At 60.7% G+C, this 18260-nt stretch carries 20 protein-coding genes; 8 read left to right on the top strand and 12 right to left on the bottom strand.

Annotated elements, in window-relative coordinates:
• Window positions 1–112: 112 nt before the first annotated feature.
• The gene (gene mutM / locus F6V30_RS00905) at window positions 113–916 is read right to left on the bottom strand and encodes a bifunctional DNA-formamidopyrimidine glycosylase/DNA-(apurinic or apyrimidinic site) lyase (protein WP_151154659.1); all 804 of its coding nucleotides are present in this window, start codon (window positions 914–916) and stop codon (window positions 113–115) included.
• Between the two features lie 181 nt (window positions 917–1097).
• Between mutM and F6V30_RS00900 the strand changes: the two genes are divergently transcribed.
• On the top strand, window positions 1098–2501 hold the full coding sequence (locus F6V30_RS00900; RefSeq protein ID WP_218043296.1) for a Fic family protein: 1404 nt from the start codon (window positions 1098–1100) through the stop codon (window positions 2499–2501).
• Window positions 2502–2589: 88 nt separating this feature from the next.
• On the opposite strand, the gene F6V30_RS00895 is transcribed toward F6V30_RS00900, so the two are convergent.
• From F6V30_RS00895 to F6V30_RS00875, 5 genes are read right to left on the bottom strand one after another with little or no spacing between them, the layout of a single operon-like run.
• On the bottom strand, window positions 2590–3456 hold the full coding sequence (locus F6V30_RS00895) for an isocitrate lyase/PEP mutase family protein (RefSeq protein ID WP_151154658.1): 867 nt from the start codon (window positions 3454–3456) through the stop codon (window positions 2590–2592).
• Between the two features lie 50 nt (window positions 3457–3506).
• Window positions 3507–3803, bottom strand: a complete 297-nt coding sequence (locus F6V30_RS00890; RefSeq protein WP_151154657.1) for a carboxymuconolactone decarboxylase family protein — start codon at window positions 3801–3803, stop codon at window positions 3507–3509.
• Window positions 3804–3849: 46 nt separating this feature from the next.
• Complete coding sequence (gene hgcB / locus F6V30_RS00885; protein WP_151154656.1) at window positions 3850–4140, bottom strand: mercury methylation ferredoxin HgcB; 291 nt, start codon at window positions 4138–4140, stop codon at window positions 3850–3852.
• 18 nt (window positions 4141–4158) lie between these two features.
• Entirely contained in the window at window positions 4159–5313 is a 1155-nt protein-coding gene (gene hgcA, locus F6V30_RS00880; protein ID WP_250697418.1) for a mercury methylation corrinoid protein HgcA, read from the bottom strand.
• Between the two features lie 20 nt (window positions 5314–5333).
• On the bottom strand, window positions 5334–5804 hold the full coding sequence (locus tag F6V30_RS00875; RefSeq protein WP_151154655.1) for a MarR family winged helix-turn-helix transcriptional regulator: 471 nt from the start codon (window positions 5802–5804) through the stop codon (window positions 5334–5336).
• A 116-nt stretch (window positions 5805–5920) separates the two neighbouring features.
• Between F6V30_RS00875 and arsB the strand changes: the two genes are divergently transcribed.
• Window positions 5921–6973 carry an ACR3 family arsenite efflux transporter gene (gene arsB, locus F6V30_RS00870; RefSeq protein WP_151154654.1) on the top strand — a complete coding sequence of 351 codons (1053 nt, stop codon included), beginning with the start codon at window positions 5921–5923 and terminating at the stop codon, window positions 6971–6973.
• Between the two features lie 78 nt (window positions 6974–7051).
• Here the strand turns inward: arsB and galE are convergent, their stop codons facing one another.
• The 3 genes from galE to F6V30_RS00855 all read right to left on the bottom strand — a co-directional run bounded on the left by galE (window position 7052) and on the right by F6V30_RS00855 (window position 9955).
• Complete coding sequence (galE, locus tag F6V30_RS00865) at window positions 7052–8038, bottom strand: UDP-glucose 4-epimerase GalE (protein WP_151154653.1); 987 nt, start codon at window positions 8036–8038, stop codon at window positions 7052–7054.
• 104 nt (window positions 8039–8142) lie between these two features.
• Window positions 8143–8910, bottom strand: a complete 768-nt coding sequence (locus F6V30_RS00860; RefSeq protein WP_151154652.1) for a sugar phosphate isomerase/epimerase family protein — start codon at window positions 8908–8910, stop codon at window positions 8143–8145.
• Complete coding sequence (locus F6V30_RS00855; RefSeq protein ID WP_151154651.1) at window positions 8900–9955, bottom strand: potassium channel family protein; 1056 nt, start codon at window positions 9953–9955, stop codon at window positions 8900–8902. The genes F6V30_RS00860 and F6V30_RS00855 overlap by 11 nt, the downstream gene beginning before the upstream one ends.
• A 361-nt stretch (window positions 9956–10316) precedes the next feature.
• Here F6V30_RS00855 and F6V30_RS00850 point away from each other — a divergent pair, with 361 nt between their 5' ends.
• From F6V30_RS00850 to F6V30_RS00825, 6 genes are all read left to right on the top strand, one after another.
• Window positions 10317–11009 carry a GntR family transcriptional regulator gene (locus F6V30_RS00850; protein WP_151154650.1) on the top strand — a complete coding sequence of 231 codons (693 nt, stop codon included), beginning with the start codon at window positions 10317–10319 and terminating at the stop codon, window positions 11007–11009.
• A gap of 196 nt (window positions 11010–11205) precedes the next feature.
• On the top strand, window positions 11206–12633 hold the full coding sequence (selA, locus tag F6V30_RS00845) for an L-seryl-tRNA(Sec) selenium transferase (RefSeq protein ID WP_151154649.1): 1428 nt from the start codon (window positions 11206–11208) through the stop codon (window positions 12631–12633).
• Window positions 12630–13349, top strand: coding sequence for a 2-C-methyl-D-erythritol 4-phosphate cytidylyltransferase (gene ispD / locus F6V30_RS00840; protein WP_151154648.1), 720 nt, complete (start codon window positions 12630–12632; stop codon window positions 13347–13349). Before selA ends, ispD begins: the two co-directional genes overlap by 4 nt.
• Window positions 13349–14536 carry a hybrid sensor histidine kinase/response regulator gene (locus F6V30_RS00835; RefSeq protein WP_151154647.1) on the top strand — a complete coding sequence of 396 codons (1188 nt, stop codon included), beginning with the start codon at window positions 13349–13351 and terminating at the stop codon, window positions 14534–14536. The genes ispD and F6V30_RS00835 overlap by 1 nt, the downstream gene beginning before the upstream one ends.
• 17 nt (window positions 14537–14553) lie before the next feature.
• On the top strand, window positions 14554–15036 hold the full coding sequence (locus F6V30_RS00830; RefSeq protein ID WP_151154646.1) for a thioredoxin fold domain-containing protein: 483 nt from the start codon (window positions 14554–14556) through the stop codon (window positions 15034–15036).
• Window positions 15037–15317: 281 nt separating this feature from the next.
• Window positions 15318–15638: a hypothetical protein gene (locus F6V30_RS00825; protein WP_151154645.1), complete on the top strand. Its 321-nt coding sequence runs from the start codon at window positions 15318–15320 to the stop codon at window positions 15636–15638.
• A gap of 50 nt (window positions 15639–15688) precedes the next feature.
• Here the strand turns inward: F6V30_RS00825 and F6V30_RS00820 are convergent, their stop codons facing one another.
• The 3 genes from F6V30_RS00820 to F6V30_RS00810 all read right to left on the bottom strand — a co-directional run bounded on the left by F6V30_RS00820 (window position 15689) and on the right by F6V30_RS00810 (window position 18238).
• Window positions 15689–16534 (bottom strand): FAD/NAD(P)-binding protein, encoded by an 846-nt coding sequence (locus F6V30_RS00820; protein WP_151154644.1) that lies wholly within the window; start codon window positions 16532–16534, stop codon window positions 15689–15691.
• Window positions 16535–16700: 166 nt separating this feature from the next.
• Window positions 16701–17069 carry a hypothetical protein gene (locus F6V30_RS00815; protein WP_151154643.1) on the bottom strand — a complete coding sequence of 123 codons (369 nt, stop codon included), beginning with the start codon at window positions 17067–17069 and terminating at the stop codon, window positions 16701–16703.
• 164 nt (window positions 17070–17233) lie between these two features.
• A complete protein-coding gene (locus F6V30_RS00810) occupies window positions 17234–18238 on the bottom strand; it encodes a 4Fe-4S dicluster domain-containing protein (protein ID WP_151154642.1) in 1005 nt (334 codons plus the stop codon).
• Window positions 18239–18260: the final 22 nt, after the last annotated feature.

Here is an 18260-nt window from a genome sequence, read left to right as displayed (position 1 = left end):
ATCCACGAGGGCTGCCCGACCGGCAGCCCTTTTTGTGTTGGCGCATTGGCTATGATTGGATTCCTTGTAACATGAGGTAGTTGGTGGTGGGGCGTTTGCGCGGACTCGGAGCCTACCGTTGACAGCGGGGACAGAATACCGTGCTCCGGTTTCCCAGCCTGATCTCTTCCAGCGCCCCGTTGCAGCGGGCGCACATCCCCTTGCCACGGCCATACACGGCAAACTCCAGGGGGTGGTAGGCGACCGAATTCTCCGCCACCCGGTAGGTGCTCCCCTGGTCAATGGACTCCTGCAACACCTCCCGGATGGTGAGGGCCAGCCGCTCGCACTCAGGGCTGGTGAGGGAGGAGGCGTGCCGGTCGGGGCGGATAGCGGCGCGGAACAGCGCCTCGTTGGCGTAGATGTTGCCGACCCCGGCAACGATTGCCCCGTTCATGATGAACTGCTTCACCGCAACCCTGCGGGAACGGCTCGCCTGGAAGAGGTAGTCGCCGTCGAAGGCGGGGGTAAGCGGCTCCGGGCCGATCCCGGCCAGGAGCGGATGCCCTGCCGGGGCGTCGGTTGTCCAGGCCACGGTGCCGAATTTGCGCGGGTCGTGGAAGCGGAGCGCCGAGCCGCCGGCAAAACGGATATCGAGATGATCGTGCTTGCCGGGCGGCGTGATGTGGGGGAGGAACCGGAGAAAGCCGGTCATGCCCAGGTGGATGATGAGCCACCCGGCCTCGCAGTCCAGCAGCAGGTACTTGCCCCGCCGTGCCACGGAGCGGATGGTCCGCCCCGGCAGGACTGTTGCCAGCTCTTCGGGAATGGGGAGGCGGAGCTTCGGTACCCGCGCCTCCACACCTTCAACCCTCTTGCCCGTCAGATCCGGTTCCAGCCTGCGTCGGGTCAGTTCCACCTCGGGAAGCTCCGGCACCCTTACCTCCTGCGGCGTTTCCGCCGTGAAATTTCATTTGATTATGACTGGGCGAATAATACGACATTGTCACACCTATTGAGAGTATTTTTATACGACAATCATTCTGTCTGTTAAATTGATTTTTCAGACAAAATGTGTCATTAATAGTGTCGGAAAATAAAGGCCATGGGGTAACAAGGTGATCAAGGATATCGCCGATAACGAGTTGACATTAATTGAAAAGTGCATTGCCGGGCACCAGGAAGGTGTCGGCGTCTCTGTGTTGGAAGCTGAACTTTCTGTGCAAGGACTTGTAATACAGCGGCGGACCTTGCTACGCCGGTTGGCGGTGCTGCATGACTGGGGGCGCATTGCCCTGGTTGGAGAGAAAAAAGGGCGCATATATCAGCCAGTAATCAGAGATATTTACGCAGATGACGCGGTATCCACATCCATTGCTTCGGAGGCCTCACTTGAGTTATACATCCCTCTGTCGTCTGAAAGCGAAGAAATAAAAGCGTATGTTCGGCAACCCCGACAGATGCGCAAACCAATCGGGTATAATCAGAGTTTTCTGGAAGCGTATTATCCCAATGAAACTTCGTATCTGCCGGTCGAACTGCGGGAACAGCTTCGTCAGATCGGTACACCACCCGAAGATGAACGTCCGGCTGGAACCTTTGCCAGAGATATTCTGAACCGGCTGCTGATTGATCTTTCATGGGCCTCTTCACGACTTGAAGGCAACACCTATAGCCGCCTCGACACACAGCGGTTGATTGAATTCGGCCAGGCGGCCGAAGGGAAAGACGCCTTTGAAACACAGATGATCCTCAACCACAAGGCTGCTATCGAGTTGCTGGTAAACGAGGCTGATCTGGTTGACTTTACCCCATTTACCATCTTAAACCTGCATGCACTCCTTTCCGATGGGCTTCTGTCACATAGCAGCGCCTGTGGAAAGATTCGGCACCGTCCGGTTGACATCGGCGGAAGCGTCTACCTGCCGATTGCCATGCCGCAACGGCTAGAAGAACTTTTCAGGATAATTCTCTCCACGACCCAGGAGATCAGGGACCCATTCGAGCAGGCTTTCTTTCTCATGGTGCATCTGCCATACCTGCAACCGTTTGAAGACGTCAACAAGCGCGTCTCCAGGTTGGCCGCCAATATCCCCTTGATCCGGCACAATCTCTGTCCGCTCTCATTCATCGACGTTCCGGCACGTGCGTATGTAGAAGCCGTGCTCGGGGTGTACGAACTGAATAGGACCGAACTGTTGCGCGATGTCTTTGTTTGGGCCTATGAACGTTCTTGTCAGCACTATCTGGCAATTCGCCAGGAACTCGTGCCGCCGGACATCTTCCGTTTGAGGTACCGGCAGGCACTCAGCGAAACAGTCAGGGCCATTGTCCAACAGCAGCAACGACCCACCAGTGAAACAGTGACGGCAGTCACTCCCTCCTCGGTAGCCGCAGAAGACCATAACAAGTTTGTCGAGCTTGTCCTCGAAGAGTTTGAAAACCTGCATGAAGGGAATGCGATACGTTTCGGCATCCGCCCGTTGGAATTTGCAGCATGGCAAGAACAGGCCAAGCCGTAGAAACGGCACGGGGATAGTCACTCACTTGGGCGTCTGCCAAAGCCGGGGTGGGTTAAAATCGCCAAACGTACAAACAAAAAAACAGGAATCAACTCGCCGCACTTTCCGAATAAGAGCTTGCGCGGTTGAGCAGGTTCTCGACCTCCGCTTTCGTCAAAGCCTCGCCGAAAAGGGTTTTATAGGTCCCCTGTCCGGCCAGTTCGGTCGCAATCTTTACGGTGCCTGCCAACGCCGCCCGGAACGCCCCGGGGCCGATGCTCAGGCGCGCCACGCCCATTTTATTCAGTTCGGGAATGCTGGGGGTAACGGGGGTGGCGAAAACATTGAAGGGTGCATGGATCGCGGCGGCCAGACGCGCTATCAGTTCGCCGTCGAGTCTGCCGGGGACAAAAATACAATCGGCCCCCGCCTCGCGATAGGCATTGGCCCGTTTCACCGTCTCCTGAAACTGCGCCTCCGGGTCATGGAAAGGAGCCAGGTAGGTGTCGGTCCGCGCATTGATAACCAGTGGCATATCGAGGGTGTTCGCGACTTCCCTGACGGCTTTCAGTTTTTCGCACTGAAAGTCCGGTTCAAAGAGCGGCTGCGCGGGATCGCGAGTGGCATCTTCTAGGTTGATCCCCACGGCACCGGCCTTGATCACGCTCCTGACCGTCCCGGCCACGGCGGCGATATCCATGCCATAACCAGACTCAATATCGGCGTTGACCGGGAGATCGGTATGCTGAGCGATGCGCTCGATCACCGCCACCATCTCCGAAAATGGGATGCGCTCCCCATCCAGGTAACCGAGGGAGGCGGCAATGGCATTGCTTGTCGTGCCGATGGCCTGAAATGAAGCCTGCTCGAATATCCTGGCGCTTACCACATCCCAGGCATTGGGGAGAACCAGGGTCGCCGGACCTTGATGAAGCCTGAGAAATGCCTCTGCTTTCTCTCTTTGTCGATCGGACACGGTACCCTCCTTATGGCTATTATCTGTGGGCCGCTCAAATTAGCGGTTCATCATGCCGGGCTCGTTTCCTTCCGCTCTTTCCGTATGCGACGCTCTACCTCGCCGAGTTGGGCGTTGACCTTGCCGGCAGAAACCGCCATCACCACCCCCTGCACGGCGCCGATCTCCTCGGCCGTGATCCCGGCCCCCTCCACCTGCCCCAGGTAATACTCCATGCAGGGGGAGCAGCCGAGCGCCATGGCAGCCCCCAGGTGGAGCAGGAGCGTGGTCTTGGGGTCGAGAATCCGATTTTCCCTGACCGTATCGTAAAATTCTCCGAACGCCTTCTGCTGTTGTCCCGGCAACATGATGTCCTCCGTGTGTGGTGTTGGTTGACGACAGTCCCGCAAAGGATCAGGAACAGCAACCGCCGCTCGGCGCGCGCAGCTTGCGTTCCTGGAGCCACTCGTTGATCATCCCCGAAGCGCAGCCGACTCCGGCATCCACCGTGATGGCCTTGACCGGGCAATTGAGGGCGCAGGCGCCGCACTCCATGCAGGCGTCCCGGTCCGCGAGGGAAGCCTTCTTCTCCGCCAGGGAGAATACCTGGTGGGGGCAGACCTCCAGGCACCTGCCGCAGCCGATGCAGACTGCCTGGTCAAGTTCCAGGGTGACCACGTTTTGCAAATATCGGAAGCCTTTCATCACTCGCTCCTTTGGTGCTTACAGAAATCTTCCCGCCAACAGCAAGACCACGCTCGCCAGCAGCGCGCCGCCCATGGCAGGCAGGGCGATGCGCATCTCCTTCTTCACTCCGGAACGGGAGGTGTAGGTGCTGCACCCGGTAAAGTTAAGAGTGTGGAAGGCGCTCACCGCGGGCAACGCCAGAAAGAGCGCGATGGTTGTCGGTATGCCCCAGGCGGGGCCGTCGGCAAGAAGATAGAATGCCCCGCTCCAGATCAGCCCGGCGACGACACCCTTGACGGAAAAGCTTTTGCCGGGGAGCCAGGGGAGGAGCAGCGGCCCGACGGCGGTCCCGGTCACGACCGCACCCACATAGGCGATAAGGACCGTAACGCCCGCCGTGAGGCCGCCTAGTGCGGCTACGAGCAGCAACACGACACCTGCGATGATGGCGACGGATTTGAGGGCCATGACCAACTCCACCGGCACCAGCACCAGCCGCTCGTAGAGGGTGAAGGTCAACTGCTGCATGGCCGGGGTAGTGACCATGCCGTTGTTCAGGTACTCGGGCAGGTCGGCGGCCCGGATGGCCGCATAGCTGACCGAAAAGCCGCAGCGCCGGGCTACCTGGTGGGCCGCCACGCCGGGCGCCCCCAGGATCGGCAGGATCAGGCGGCGGTGGTTGACGACCCGGGCCAGGCCGGTGGCCGCGACCCGGCGCACCACTTCGCCGGTGCCGAAAGTGCCTTTACCCGCCGCGCACCAGACGTTGATGCCGTAGGTCTCCAACACCAGCAACCAGAGGTTGCGCTCCGAGAGTGTATGACGGATGATGTCGTAACTCATCTTGTAGTTGGCGGTCACCAGCACCGGGTCTTCCGGCGTCGGTCGGCCGATGGCGTAGAGGCCGGGCGGCACCATATAGCTCATGCGGCCGATGCCCCACCGGACCTTGCAGGCGCCCAGGTGGTCTTTGAGCCCAAGTTTCGACGTGATCCTGGGGACCCGCCCGGCCGGGGTCTCCAGCCATTCAATGAAACCGGGCACCTTGTCCGTAATTGCTCCGCCCCCGGCGGAGGTTGGGGGGCCTCAGCAAGGTGGCTTGTCCTGGCCGTCACCGGAGACGTCGCCGCAGGCGGAGGCGGCCGGGGTACGGTCCGCCTCTGTGACCCTGCGGATGCTCGTGATCTTCATGGGCCTACCTGTTCCGTCATTTAGTTGCAACATGCAATCTTGCCCTCCTGCGGTGAAGCGTCGTCGCCAGTCTTGGCCACGGCCTCGTTCAAGAGTTCCAGCGACCTGACCACCGTGTCCCGCTCGAAGCCGCTCATGTGGGAGAAGACCCGTTCAAGTGTCGCCGTCATGTAACGGTCGATCTTTTTCAGTACCTCGCGCCCCCCGGCGGTCAACCCCAGGAGGCTTACCCGCCGGTCGTCGGGCGAAATCTGCCGCGTGATGAGGCCCTTCCCCTCCAGGCTTTTGGCCTGGCGGCTGAAGGTGGTGACGTCCATGCCCAATTCCTCGGCCACCTGCTGCATGGATGGTCGCCCCATCCTCCTGATCTCGAACAGGATGTGGCTCTGCACCATGGACACCTGCTCGCCGCAGCATTCGTCGCAGCAGGAGGCGTTCAACAGGCCGAAACGGCGCACGAATATCTGTAGTTCTTCCCTGATTGTTCCCATTCATTGTTCTCCTGGGAAATAACGCTACATAATTTATTTGCATTTTGCAACTAAATTATGTACATCATGGTGACAGGCTCGGTTATGGATCAATCTCGATTTTAGGAGCGCACACCATGGGCGAACATGTATCCCGGAAACTTTCATTTCTCGACCGCTGGCTGACCCTGTGGATCTTCGCCGCCATGGCGCTGGGGGTGGGGCTCGGCTGGTTCGTGCCGGGGGTGGAGGGCTTCATCGACAGCTTTCGGGTCGGCACCACCAATATCCCCATTGCCGCGGGGCTGATCCTGATGATGTATCCCCCTTTTGCCAAGGTGAAGTACGAGGAGATGCCCCGGGTCTTTCGAAACGGGAAGGTGCTGGGGCTGTCGTTGGTGCAGAACTGGTTTATCGGGCCGGTGCTGATGTTCGTATTGGCGGCGGTCTTTCTGCCGGACAAGCCGGAGTACATGGTGGGATTGATCATGATCGGCCTGGCGCGCTGCATCGCCATGGTGATCGTCTGGAACGAGCTGGCCAAGGGCAACACCGAGTATGCCGCCGGGCTGGTGGCCTTCAACAGCATCTTTCAGGTGCTGTTCTACAGCGTCTACGCCTGGTTTTTCATCACCGTACTGCCGCCGCTGATCGGTCTCAAAGGGGTGGTGGTGGATGTGGGGATCGGCCAGATCGCGAAGAGCGTCTTCATTTACCTGGGTATTCCCTGCATCGCCGGGGCCCTGACCCGTCTGGTCGGCCTGAAACTGGTGGGCAAGGAACGCTACCACGCGAACTTCGTCCCCCGGATCGGCCCCATCACCCTGGTGGCGCTGCTCTTCACCATCGTGGTCATGTTCAGCCTCAAGGGGCAACTGATCGTGCACCTGCCCCTGGACGTGCTGCGCATCGCCATCCCGCTCCTGATCTATTTCGTGGTCATGTTCCTGGTATCGTTCTGGATGGGCAAGCGGCTGGGGGCCGACTACGGCAAGACCACCACCCTGGCTTTCACCGCTGCCAGCAACAACTTCGAGCTGGCCATCGCCGTGGCGGTGGCGGTGTTCGGGCTCAATTCCGGGGCCGCTTTTGCCGCCGTGATCGGCCCGCTGGTGGAGGTGCCGGTGATGATCGGTCTGGTCAACGTGGCCTTCCGGTTTCAGAAGCGGCTGTTCGCCGGCGGCGCCTGAACGCCGTAAAGGGTGCCGCTCAAACGTGGCGGCAGGGTGCCACGTTTGAGCGGTACATAACCGTCCGCAACCGCCGATTCAGCGTCCCGCCAGCTTGCTCTCCCACCGCCAGGCGTCGGCGATAATCGTCCGCAGATCATCATGCCGGGGCTGCCAGCCGGTCAGGCGTCTGATCTTGTCGGCCTGGGCCACCAGCGAGGCCGGGTCGCCGGGACGGCGCTCCGCCTCTACCACCTTGAAATCCACCCCGCTGACCTCCTTTACTAGCGCAAGCACCTCCCGCACGCTGCCCCCCCGCCCGTAGCCGACGTTCATGGCGGTGGGCTCGCCCCCCTTTTCCAGGTACTGCAGGGCGCAGAGGTGGGCGGCCGCCAGGTCTTCGATATGGATGTAGTCGCGGATGCCGCTGCCGTCCGGGGTCGGGTAGTCGGTGCCGTAGATGGCGACGCTCTCCCGCAACCCAAGGGCGGCCTGGCAGGCCACCTTGATCAGGTGGGTCGCTTCGGGGGTGCGCTGTCCCATGCGGGCCTGGGGGTCGGCGCCGGCCACGTTGAAGTAGCGCAGGGCCACGTACTGCATGCCGTGGGCTGCGGAGGTGTCCCGCAGCATCCATTCGCTCATCAGCTTCGAAGTGCCGTAGGGGTTGATGGGGGCCAGGGTGCTCTCCTCGGAGGCCGCCACGCCGTCGGGGATGCCGTAGACCGCGGCGGTGCTGGAAAAGATGAAGCGCTGCACCTTGAACTTCGTGCACGTCTCCAGGAGTCCCAAGGTGTTGCGGGTGTTGTTGCCGTAGTACTTGAGCGGCTGGGAGACCGACTCCGGGGCCACGATGGAGGCGGCGAAATGCAGGACCGTGGTGAAACGGTGGCGCTCAAAGGCCGCCTCCAGGGCCTGGCGGTCGGCCAGGTCGCCCACGATCAGTTCTTCGCCGTGGAGCAGGGCGTCGCGGAATCCGGTGGAGAGGTTGTCGTAGACAACGACCTTGCGTCCCGCTTCGCTGAGTTGACGGACGACGTGGCTGCCGATATAGCCGCAGCCTCCGCTTACGAGAATGGTTTCAGGCATGGGGACTCCTTTGTTGATGACGAGTGGTTGAACGTGGATAGTATACCGTGAATTGTGATGCGTGAATGGTGAATCATGAATTTTCTTCTTTCACCATTCACGTCTCACAGGTATTTTCCGATGTTGTTCAGCGCCCGTTGCTGGTGTTCGATGCTGTGGGCCTCGATGGTCCAGACGGCGTCGGGCGCGTAATGCTTCAGCAGGCCGAAGAACAGGTCGAAGTCGATCTCTCCCTCGCCCAGGGGCAGGTGCTCATCGGTCTGGCCGTGGTTGTCGTGGATGTGGCTTTCGCCGATATACGGGCCGAGTTCGGCAAACCACTCCTCCATCCGCACGGTGGTGAACATGTTCCAGTGCCCCACGTCGAAACAGTGCCGGAAGCAGGGGGCATCGATGCTTTCCAGGAGCGCCCGCAGGGTGGAGGGTTCTCTTTCGAAGATGTTTTCTACGGCCAGGACCGTGTCCAGTTCCTTGGCGCGGGGGACGAATTCCCGCCAGAAGTCGATGCTGTTGTTCAGCCACACCAGCCGGTTCTCGCCGTAGTGCAGGTCGTCGAAACCGGGGTGCACCACGATCACCCGCGGCCGCAGCAGTTCCGCCGCCTTGAATACCTGCCCGATGCGCCGCCGGGTCGCTTCCCGGATGCTGGCGTCCAGGGCGCCGGGGTTCAAGTCCATGAAGGGGGAATGGATGGTGACGGCAAGCCCCGCCGAATGGAGGGTTTGGGCCTGGACGCCCAGCTCTTCCCAGACCATGCGGTCCAGGGCCTCGGCCGGCAGATAGATCTCGGGGTTGATGCGCCGCTCCACCAGATAGGCCAGGTGTTCGGAAAGCTGGGGGTAGGGGACGTGGGCGTGGATCTTATTTTTCATGGTCGCTGTGCTCTCTCCGGTGTTGTTTGATAACCTCATCCGTGGCGGGTCGCGCCACCAGGTCGTCCAGCTTGGTGATGGCACCCGGCTCACCCAGGATGATCAGGGTGTCGCCCCCCTCGATCTTGGCCTGGGAATGGGGGTTGAAAACCATCTTGCCGTGGGTCTTTTTGATGCCGACGATGATGACGCCGATCTCCTTGCGGAATCCCGAGCTGACCAGGGTTTCCCCCACAAAGGCTGAGTGATGGGGGATGGTGATCTCCTCCATCTGCAGATCCATATGTTCGCTGCCGGTGGCGATTTCGATGAAATCGACCACGTTGGGGCGCAGCACCGACTGGGCCATCCTGCTGCCGCCGATGAGGTAGGGGGAAACCACCTTGTTGGCCCCGGCCCGTTTGAGTTTGATGTCCGAACCCTCCTCGCCGGAACGGGCCAGGATGTACAGGTCGGGGTTGAGGCCGCGGGCGGTCAGGGTGATGTAGACATTCTCCGTATCGGAGGTGACCACCGAGATGAGCCCCCTGGCCCGCTTTATCCCCGCCTTGAGCAGGCTCTCGTCCTGGGTGGCGTCGCCTCTCATGTGCAGGTAGCTTTCCCCCTTGATCTTCTCAAGGGTGTCGCCGTCCTTTTCCACCACCACGAACTTGAGGCCATTGGCCTTGAACTCCTTGCAGATCAGTGAGCCGATCCGGCCGAAGCCGCAGATGATATAATGGTCATTGAGCGCTTCGATCATCTTCTCCACTTTTTTCCTCCCGATAACCCGCTGAATCTGGCCCTCGAACATGATCTGGGCCAAGCTGCCGACGATGTAGCCCAGGACGCTCACCCCCACCACGATCAGGCACATGGTGAAGATCTTGCCGCCGTCGGACAGATCGTGTATCTCCCGGAACCCCACGGTGCTCAGGGTGATGATCGTCATGTAGAGGGCGTCGAGCGGTTGCCACTTTTCGATGGTCATAAAGCCGGTAGTGCCCGCCGATACCAAGAGCAGGAGCACCAGCACGGATATTTTCAGGTGCCTGACAGGGTCCATTCCATGAATCTCCTCAAGCAGGCTGCCGCAAATCTACTGCGAGGCCGTTCTGCGGCGTCGCCGTTCGTTCGGGAACCCAACGTACCGATCGGGGGGCCTCGCTTCCCCGGATAACGGCCGGCCCATGACGATTTTCAGCAACCTGCCAAATTTTAAGAAGATTACCCGCAGAACCCGTAAAATTCAAGGATGATTATTCTTTTTCTCCCCCGTCGTGGCTGCCTCCTGCGTCAATAAGCGGGTCAAAATCGTTTTTCAGCGGCGCCGAACATGCAAAAAACTGCAATACCGTAAGGTTACGGTTGACAAATGATGCATACTGTATACAATACGTAGAAACTGTTCCGGAGCCCGGTCATCCATGAAAAAACCGATGGAAAAACACCTCACCCTGCGGGAAAAGATACTGGAAAACATCCGCGACGCCATCATCTCCGGGGCTCTCAAGGCCGGCAGCCGGGTCTCGGAGCCGGATCTGGCCGAACGCTACGGCATCAGCCGGACCCCCATCCGCGAGGCCTTCCGCCAGTTGGAATCGGAAGGATACCTGACGGTCATTCCCCGCAGGGGGGCGGTGGTCAGCGATTTCAGCGAGAAGGACGTTGAAGAGTTCTACGCCATCAAGAGCATCCTGGAAGGGTATGCCGCCAGCCGGGCCTGCGAGAAGCTGACCCCCAAGGAGTTGGACCGGCTGCAATCTATCAATGACCGTCTGGCGGAACTGGCTGCGCATAACGACATCAAGGCCTTTTTCAAGATCCACAACGATTTTCACGACGTCTTCATCAAGGCCGCGGACAACGAAAAACTTCGCGAACTCATCAACAGCCTGGTGACCCGCTTTCAGCGGCTGCGTCTCATGTCGCTCTCCCTGCCCGGCCGCATGGAAAGCTCGGTGCAGGAACACGAAAAGATCATCGAAGCCTTCCGCCGCAAAGATGCCGAGGCCGCCGAGACGCTGGTGCGCAAGAATGCCGTGTACGGCGGCAAGGCGCTCATGGATTGCGGCATTGCGGTTCTTTCCCCGTCCGACGCCATGCCGATGGACCTGTGACAAAGGACGTTCCGGGCGGGCAAGCCCGGAACTGGCGCAGATATTCTCCCGTGACTGTACCACCCCGCACTCTCCCTTGTCTGGTATCCCCTGATTCCTTTTGCACTTTCCCCATTTGTGTGATTTAATCAACTCTGCTTCTCTGCAATATATCCTGGTCATATTCCAGTTTTATCCACAATCCCGTTAGTACACCATGATCAAGGCCACCACTGTGCAAAAAGAGACATTGAGGCATATCCCGAAGGTTGACCGTGTCCTGTCGTGGGACCTGATGGCGCCGCTTGCGGCTTCGCATCAGCGTCCCGAGTTGCTTGCAGCCATACGTTCGGTGCTGGACCGGTTGCGCGCTGCCGTTCGAAACGGCGATCCCGTCGATTTTTCCGAGGAGCGGGTCGTCTCTCTGGTGCGGGCCGAGCTTGATCAACGTTCCATGCCCAGCCTGCGGGAGGTCGTCAATGCCTCCGGCGTGGTGATTCATACCAACCTGGGGCGCTCACCCTTGGCCACCGCCGCTGAAGAGGCCATCCACCGGGCCTCCCGCGGCTATTCAAACCTTGAGTTCGACCTCGCTGCCGGAGAACGGGGCACCCGCTACGTCCATGTGGAGGGACTGATCTGCGAGCTGACCGGTGCCGAGGCCGCCCTGGTGGTCAACAACAATGCCGCCGCGGTTATCCTGGCCCTGTCGTCCCTGGCCCAGGGGCGGGACGTGATCGTCTCCCGTGGTGAGTTGGTGGAGATCGGCGGGTCGTTCCGCATTCCCGAGGTGATGCTCCAGAGCGGAGCCCGTCTGGTAGAGGTCGGTGCGACCAACCGCACCCATCCCCGGGACTACCGTGCCGCGATCAACGATGCCACGGCGCTGTTGCTCAAGGTGCATACCAGCAATTTTGCCGTGGTCGGGTTCACTGCCGAGGTTACGGCGGAAGAGATGTCGGCCCTGGGGCGCGAGACCGGGGTCCCGGTCATGGTGGATGCCGGCAGCGGTTGTCTGATCGATCTGGCCCCCTACGGCATTGCCGGGGAGTCGACCATCCGCCGCTACCTGGCCGCAGGTGCCGACGTGGTGACCTTCAGCGGCGACAAGCTCCTGGGCGGTCCCCAGGCCGGGATCATCGCCGGGCGCCGGGACCTCGTGGAGCCCATGAAACGCCACCCCCTCCTGCGCGCCCTGCGCATGGACAAGCTCTCCCTGGCGGCACTGGAGGCCACGTTGCGGCTCTACCGCGACGAGCGGCGCGCAATCCGCGAGATCCCGACGTTGGCCATGCTGACGGCCACCCCGGCGGATCTGTCGCGGCGGGCCGACCGCATCCTCGGCATGCTGCGCCGCCGCCTCCCCAAAACGGTCACCCTGGCGAAACAACCGGGGGAGTCGAGCGCCGGCGGGGGATCGCTCCCCCTGCTCCGCCTGCCCACGAGCCTCATCGAGGTGCGCATTGCCGGCGCCTCCGTGCAGCAGATCGAGCAGGGCCTCCGCCTGGCATCGATCCCGGTCGTGGGTCGTATCCAGCGGGACCGGTTTCTGCTGGATGTGCGCACCATCCTCGACCACGACCTTCCCGGCCTGGCACTCGCGCTCGGCGAGGCGGCGGCCTCATTGTCAGGGGGAGACCAGTGACAGCTTCCAGAACCTTTGCCGTGATCCCGGCCGCCGGCATGGGCAAGCGCATGGGCGCTTCCATCAACAAACAGTACCTGCAACTGGCCGGCATGCCGATCGTGGCCCGGACCATCTCCGTATTTGAAAACGCCCCCTGTATCGACGGTATCCTCCTGGTGACTCCGACCGGCGAGATCCCTTACTGCCGCGAACATGTGGTCGATGCCTACGGGTTCCGCAAGGTTGTGGACATCGTGCCGGGCGGCAAGGAACGTCAGAACTCGGTCATGAACGGGTTGCGGGCGCTTCAGGGACGGATGGGGGAGGATGACGTCGTCGTAATCCACGACGGGGTCAGGCCGCTCATCAGCCCGGAACTGCTGCGGGAAGCCATTGCTGTGGCCCGCGCCTGCGACGGCGCCCTGGTGGCGGTTCCGGCCAAGGATACCATCAAAACCGTCCGGGACGGATTCGTCATCGCGACCCCGGACCGGGAAACCCTCTGGCAGGCCCAGACCCCCCAGGCGTTCCGTTTTGGCGTCATCTACGCAGCACATCTGGCGGCGGAACAGGAAGGATTCACGGGGACCGACGATGCCTCCCTGATTGAGAGGCGCGGCGGCGCGGTCCGCATTGTACGCGGGGACTATCGCAACATCAAGATTACGACGCCCGAAGATATCGTTCTGGCCGAGGCGTTCCTGGCCGGCAGCGGACAGAATGGAGCTCTCTGATGGCCGCACGGCAGCCTTCCGAAAAGATCCTGGTCGTGGACGGTCAGGCCGATAGTGCGAAACTTATCGTGCTGCAACTCCAGGAGGCCGGCTTCACCGCTGCCTGGGCGGGGGACGGGGAGGCGGCCATCGGCATGCTGGACGGGGACGACTACTCCCTGGCGCTGCTGGATATCAGGCTTCTCAAGGCCAACGGAATCGAAGTCGTCGACCATATCCGCGAATCGGGCAAGGATACGGCGGTCATCGTGATGACCGCCCCCGGCAACGAAAACCTGGCGGTGGAGTGCATGAAGGCCGGGGGCGTGGATTACCTCACCAAGCCTTTCGCCATGGACGATATGCTCCAGCGGGTCATGCGCGCCATGACCAACCGGCGCGTGTTGCTGCAAAAGCGGCGCCTCGAGCAGGAAAAGGACGATTTCGTCTCCATGCTCTCCCACGATATGAAAAACCCCCTGACCGCCGTGATCGGCTCCATCGACATCATACGCGAGGGGCGGTTGGGGGCGGTGAACCAGGAGCAGGCGGAGTATCTCCACGCGGCCATCGACAGTTGCAATGAAGTCATTGCCATGATCGACAATCTGCTGGACATCCATCGCTTCGAGGCGGGCCGCATGCAGATGAAGGTCGCCGCGCACAGCGCCGTGGAAATTCTGCGGGGGGTGACGCGACCCTTCACGCGGATTGCCGAGCACGACGGCATCAGGCTGAGGGAACGGTTTTTCCGCGAAACGCCCAAGATTGCCGTCGACAAAAACGTTTTCAGCCGGGTTATCGCCAACCTGCTGGCAAACTCCGTCAAATTTACCCCCGAGGGGGGCGAGATCGTGGTGTCCTGCCGTTGCCTGAAAGGCGCGGAGGTTCCCTGGACGCGTCTGCCAAGCTATGTGGCGGTACCCGATGGCTTTGCGGAGAAAGATTGTTTCGTACAGGTGAGCATTCGCGACACCGGCAGCGGTATCCCGCCGGACGACCTGGGGCGCATCTTCGAACGGTATAGCCAGTCGCGCAGCGGCGTCGGCCGGGAGCGGGGCGGGGCCGGGCTGGGACTGGCGTTCTGCAAGATGGCGGTGGAGAGTTGCGGGGGGATCATCTGGGTGGAAAGCGAGGCCGGGCTGGGGAGTATCTTCGTCATCCTGGTCCCCTGCTATTTAAACGGCACGGAGTGTACCGGAAAATGAACAAAAAGGAAGGTTTCATGGGTTGCTTCAAGTATGTTCTGTTTGTGATCGCCGTCCTGGCGTTGTCTGTCGGGCCGGCATCCGCCTCGGGTATGGATTTCGACAAGGCGGTCGTCATCGGCTCCGGCCCCAAGAAGGTCGTTGAGTTCACCGATCCCGACTGCCCCTTCTGCCGCAAGGCGGCAAAGTTTTTTGCGGGACGCACGGACGTCACCCAGTATATCTTTTTCTGGCCGCTTCCCCGCCATCCCAAGGCGAAGGAAAAGGCCCAATTCATCCTCTCCCAGCATGACAAGGCCAAGGCCTATCATGACGTCATGTCGGGCAAATTGGACAGCCAACAGACTTTTGCCGTTACGCCCGCGGGGATCAAGCTGCAGGAGGAACAGTACGAGATCGTCAAGAAGAACAATGTCTCCGCCACGCCCACCTTCATGCTGTTCGGCAGGATTATCGAAGGCTTCGATCAGAAGAAGATCGAAGAGGCGCTGGGCAGATAAGATTCACGCAGATTTCAGCAGCTCGATCGACGGGAGCAGGCTTGCAAGCCTGCTCCCGTTTTTTTGCGTCCGTTTGCCGTACGAACAGCCGTCTGTAGATTTTTCTCCACAGGTTGTCGCATATTCGTTAGCGTCGCAACCGGTGGCAAAGAAGGGTGGTTGGGAAATAGCGTAGTCGTTCGTGCGTGTTATGCTGATTGCTCCGGTTTGGCATGCTAATTGAGATATCCCCTGGCAACGGATCAAACAGATCACATTTTCAAGAAAAGGAGAACGACACAATGAAAAGGAATATTGTCATGGGGATTGCCATTGCGCTGGGGGTGCTTTCAACCGGCGTCGTGGGCGCTTCAGCCGCCACCACCACGTCCTGCTGCAATGAGGGGGTCTGCTTCGATAAATCGTCCGCGCGGCAGTATCAGCAGGAGACTGCTCCACTGTCCGATGCCGTGAGGGCCAAGGAGATGGAGTTGTCCCAACTGCTTGGGTATGATTCCACGATCACTGAAGTGCGCCAGCTTGAGGCCGAGATTAAGGATCTTAAGGATAGGATCGCTGCTGTGGCAAAAAAATACGATATCCAGGATTGTTGCCGAGGTTGAAGGTAGCATGACACGAGATGAGCCGGGAGGCAACCCCCGGCTCGTCCGGTTCAGAACTCCGCAGGCATGGCCTTGACCTGTTTCGCCGTGAACACCGGGCCGTCCTTGCAGACATAGACGTTGCCCACGTTGCAGCGGCCGCATTTGCCCAGGCCGCACTTCATGCGGTTCTCCAGGGTGGTGTAGACCTGTTCGTCCGTAAAGCCCAGCCGTTCCAGCACCGGAAGGGTGAATTTGATCATGATCGGCGGGCCGCATACCAGGGCAACGGTGTTCTCCGCGCTGGGGGCCGTTTCCTCCAAGATGGTCGGCACGAAACCGACCTTGCCGTCCCAATCCGGCTCGTTGCCCCCCGGATCGACGGTCTTCACCAGTCGCACGTCTGCCCGTTCCTGCCATTCCTGCAACTCCCGCTTGTAGACCAGGTCCGCCTCGGTGCGGGCGCCGTAGACGATGGTGATGTCGCCGAACTTGTCGCGCCAGTCCAGGCAGTTCCAGATCAGGGTGCGCAACGGCGGCAGGGCGATGCCCCCCGCCACGAAAACCAGGTTCTTGCCGAAGAACTCCTCGATGGGGAAGGAGTTGCCGTAGGGGCCGCGCACCCCCATGGTGTCCCCCGGCTCCAGGCGCCGCAGGGCCTCGGTCACCCGGCCCACGGCGCGAAAGCAGCATTCGATATAACCTGTGCGGGTCGGCGAGGAGGCGATGCAGAAGGTGGACTCGCCGGCGCCGAAGGCGGAGTACTCGGCAAACTGTCCGGCCCGGAAGGCGAAATCGTCCCTGACCGCCTCGTCCTGGAAGACCAGGCGCAGGGTGCGCACATCCGGCGTCTCGTCGATGACCTCGGCAACGGTGGCCAGGTGGGGGAGGTAGATGTTCTTGCTGTGATCACACATGTTCGTCTTTCTCGATGTCTCTGTGCCTCTGTGGCAGATTATGAAGTTAAAACCTAGGTTGTTCAAAAATAGTCAGATCGTCGCACCCGCAGAAGTCCCTGAGGAGGCGTAGCAGCGCTACGCCGCACGAAAGGAACTTCGAGGACGAAGGCCTGATGGCTGTTTTTCAACAACCTTCTAGTTTCGCTGCCATCTCCGCAAATGCCGGGGCCTTGACTTTCAACTCCACCGGCCGGTTGTTGTCGCCGAAGCCGATGGTGATGACGCCCCCCACCAGTTGATGCTCCATCTCGGCGAACAGGACCGCCGCCGGATCGACCAGCAGGTTGCCGGACTGGATGAAACCCCGCTGGCGGAGCGCCGTCACGAACGCCTCCTGCTCAACCTTGGACACCTTCTTGAACAGCTGCTTCCTGACCACCGGGCCGCCGAACCACACATCCATCATGCGGGTGGTGTCCGATACCAGCGGGTTGTCTTCCGGGGTGGTCATCTGGGCGGCGATGACGTGCCGTATGTTGATGAATCGTTCCATGGAAACCTCATTTTTGCCACAGAGGCGCAGAGGAAGGCAAAAGAGAGAAAAACAAAATCGATCCGGGTAAAGACAAAAGGCAGAATAAGGACTTTGAAGCTTTTTTGTTTTTCCCTCGTTTTTGTCCTTGACGTTCTCTGTGTCTCTGCGTCTCTGTGGCAGATTTATTTCTTGCTGATCTCGTCGACAATCGCAGCGATGTCGATCCCCACCGGGCAGAAGCGGATGCACCTGCCGCAGCCGGTGCACAGCGTCTGGCCGAACTTGTCGTCGTAGTATTTGAACTTGTGCATGATGCGGTTGCGGTAGCGCTTGGGCTGGAGGTCGCGCGGGTTATGGCCCGAGGCGTGGTGGGTAAATTTCCAGAAGCCGCAGGCGTCCCAGCTCTTGCGGCGCTTGCCCGCCTTCTCGGTCCCCTCGTCCACGATGTCGAAGCAGTGGCAGGCCGGGCAGAGGAAGGCGCAGGCCCCGCAGCCGATGCAGCGCACGGCGATGCTGTCCCAGGCCGGGTCTTCGAAATGATCGTCCAGCCAGGCCTTGACCTTTTTCAGGTCGAACTTCTCCGTCTGCGGTTCGGCCAGGGGAAGCGCCGGTGCGCCGTTCGGTTCGGCGAACAGTTCCCCGTGGTTGTTGACTAACGCCTCACCTTTGCCGGTGAAGGTCTCGCAGGCGTAGCCGCCCCCCTCCACCGGGGTCAGGAACAGGTCGCTCCCCTTGGGAGCGGCCGGGGAGAGCCCAACGGCGGTGCAGAAACAGGCGTCGTCCGCTTGCGTGCAGGCCAGGCCGACGATGGTGGTTCTCCTCCGGCGTTCCAGGAAGAACTCGTCCTGGTAGTCCCAGGAGAATACGGCGTCCAAAACCGGGATCGCGGCGGCGTCGCAGGGGCGCACCCCCACCAGGATCGTCTCCGGGAAGCTGGCGGGGCTTACATCCCTCAGTGTGACCTGCTGCCCCTCCTTGCCGTAGGACATGATGTCCTCGCAGACCGGGAAAAAGGTCTCCTTGGCCGAGCGGCGCGGCAACTGGTCGAGCACGATTCCGGCGGCATCCGCAAGCGGCCCGTACAGCGGCGTGCCGGCATCCATGCGCGGTGCAATGACCCGCTTGCCGTCGGCGATCAACTTGTCCAGCAGGCGGCCCAGGTTTTGTTGTGAGATGAATTTCTGCATGTTAACACCTTTAAAATCTGCC

The organism is Oryzomonas sagensis (assembly GCF_008802355.1).
Taxonomy (GTDB): Bacteria; Desulfobacterota; Desulfuromonadia; order Geobacterales; family Pseudopelobacteraceae; genus Oryzomonas; species Oryzomonas sagensis.
Note: the sequence above shows the minus strand (reverse complement) of the source record. Positions and strands in the feature narration are given on the sequence as shown.

Bases quoted from the DNA above. Each gene is read 5' to 3' on its own strand.
- F6V30_RS00890 (WP_151154657.1), bottom strand. From the start codon at position 3,803: ATGTTGCCGGGACAACAGCAGAAGGCGTTCGGAGAATTTTACGATACG.
- hgcB (WP_151154656.1), bottom strand. From the start codon at position 4,140: ATGAAAGGCTTCCGATATTTGCAAAACGTGGTCACCCTGGAACTTGAC.
- F6V30_RS00875 (WP_151154655.1), bottom strand. From the start codon at position 5,804: ATGGGAACAATCAGGGAAGAACTACAGATATTCGTGCGCCGTTTCGGC.
- arsB (WP_151154654.1), top strand. From the start codon at position 5,921: ATGGGCGAACATGTATCCCGGAAACTTTCATTTCTCGACCGCTGGCTG.
- galE (WP_151154653.1), bottom strand. From the start codon at position 8,038: ATGCCTGAAACCATTCTCGTAAGCGGAGGCTGCGGCTATATCGGCAGC.
- F6V30_RS00860 (WP_151154652.1), bottom strand. From the start codon at position 8,910: ATGAAAAATAAGATCCACGCCCACGTCCCCTACCCCCAGCTTTCCGAA.
- F6V30_RS00855 (WP_151154651.1), bottom strand. From the start codon at position 9,955: ATGGACCCTGTCAGGCACCTGAAAATATCCGTGCTGGTGCTCCTGCTC.
- F6V30_RS00850 (WP_151154650.1), top strand. From the start codon at position 10,317: ATGAAAAAACCGATGGAAAAACACCTCACCCTGCGGGAAAAGATACTG.
- selA (WP_151154649.1), top strand. From the start codon at position 11,206: ATGATCAAGGCCACCACTGTGCAAAAAGAGACATTGAGGCATATCCCG.
- F6V30_RS00835 (WP_151154647.1), top strand. From the start codon at position 13,349: ATGGCCGCACGGCAGCCTTCCGAAAAGATCCTGGTCGTGGACGGTCAG.
- F6V30_RS00830 (WP_151154646.1), top strand. From the start codon at position 14,554: ATGGGTTGCTTCAAGTATGTTCTGTTTGTGATCGCCGTCCTGGCGTTG.
- F6V30_RS00825 (WP_151154645.1), top strand. From the start codon at position 15,318: ATGAAAAGGAATATTGTCATGGGGATTGCCATTGCGCTGGGGGTGCTT.
- F6V30_RS00820 (WP_151154644.1), bottom strand. From the start codon at position 16,534: ATGTGTGATCACAGCAAGAACATCTACCTCCCCCACCTGGCCACCGTT.
- F6V30_RS00815 (WP_151154643.1), bottom strand. From the start codon at position 17,069: ATGGAACGATTCATCAACATACGGCACGTCATCGCCGCCCAGATGACC.
- F6V30_RS00810 (WP_151154642.1), bottom strand. From the start codon at position 18,238: ATGCAGAAATTCATCTCACAACAAAACCTGGGCCGCCTGCTGGACAAG.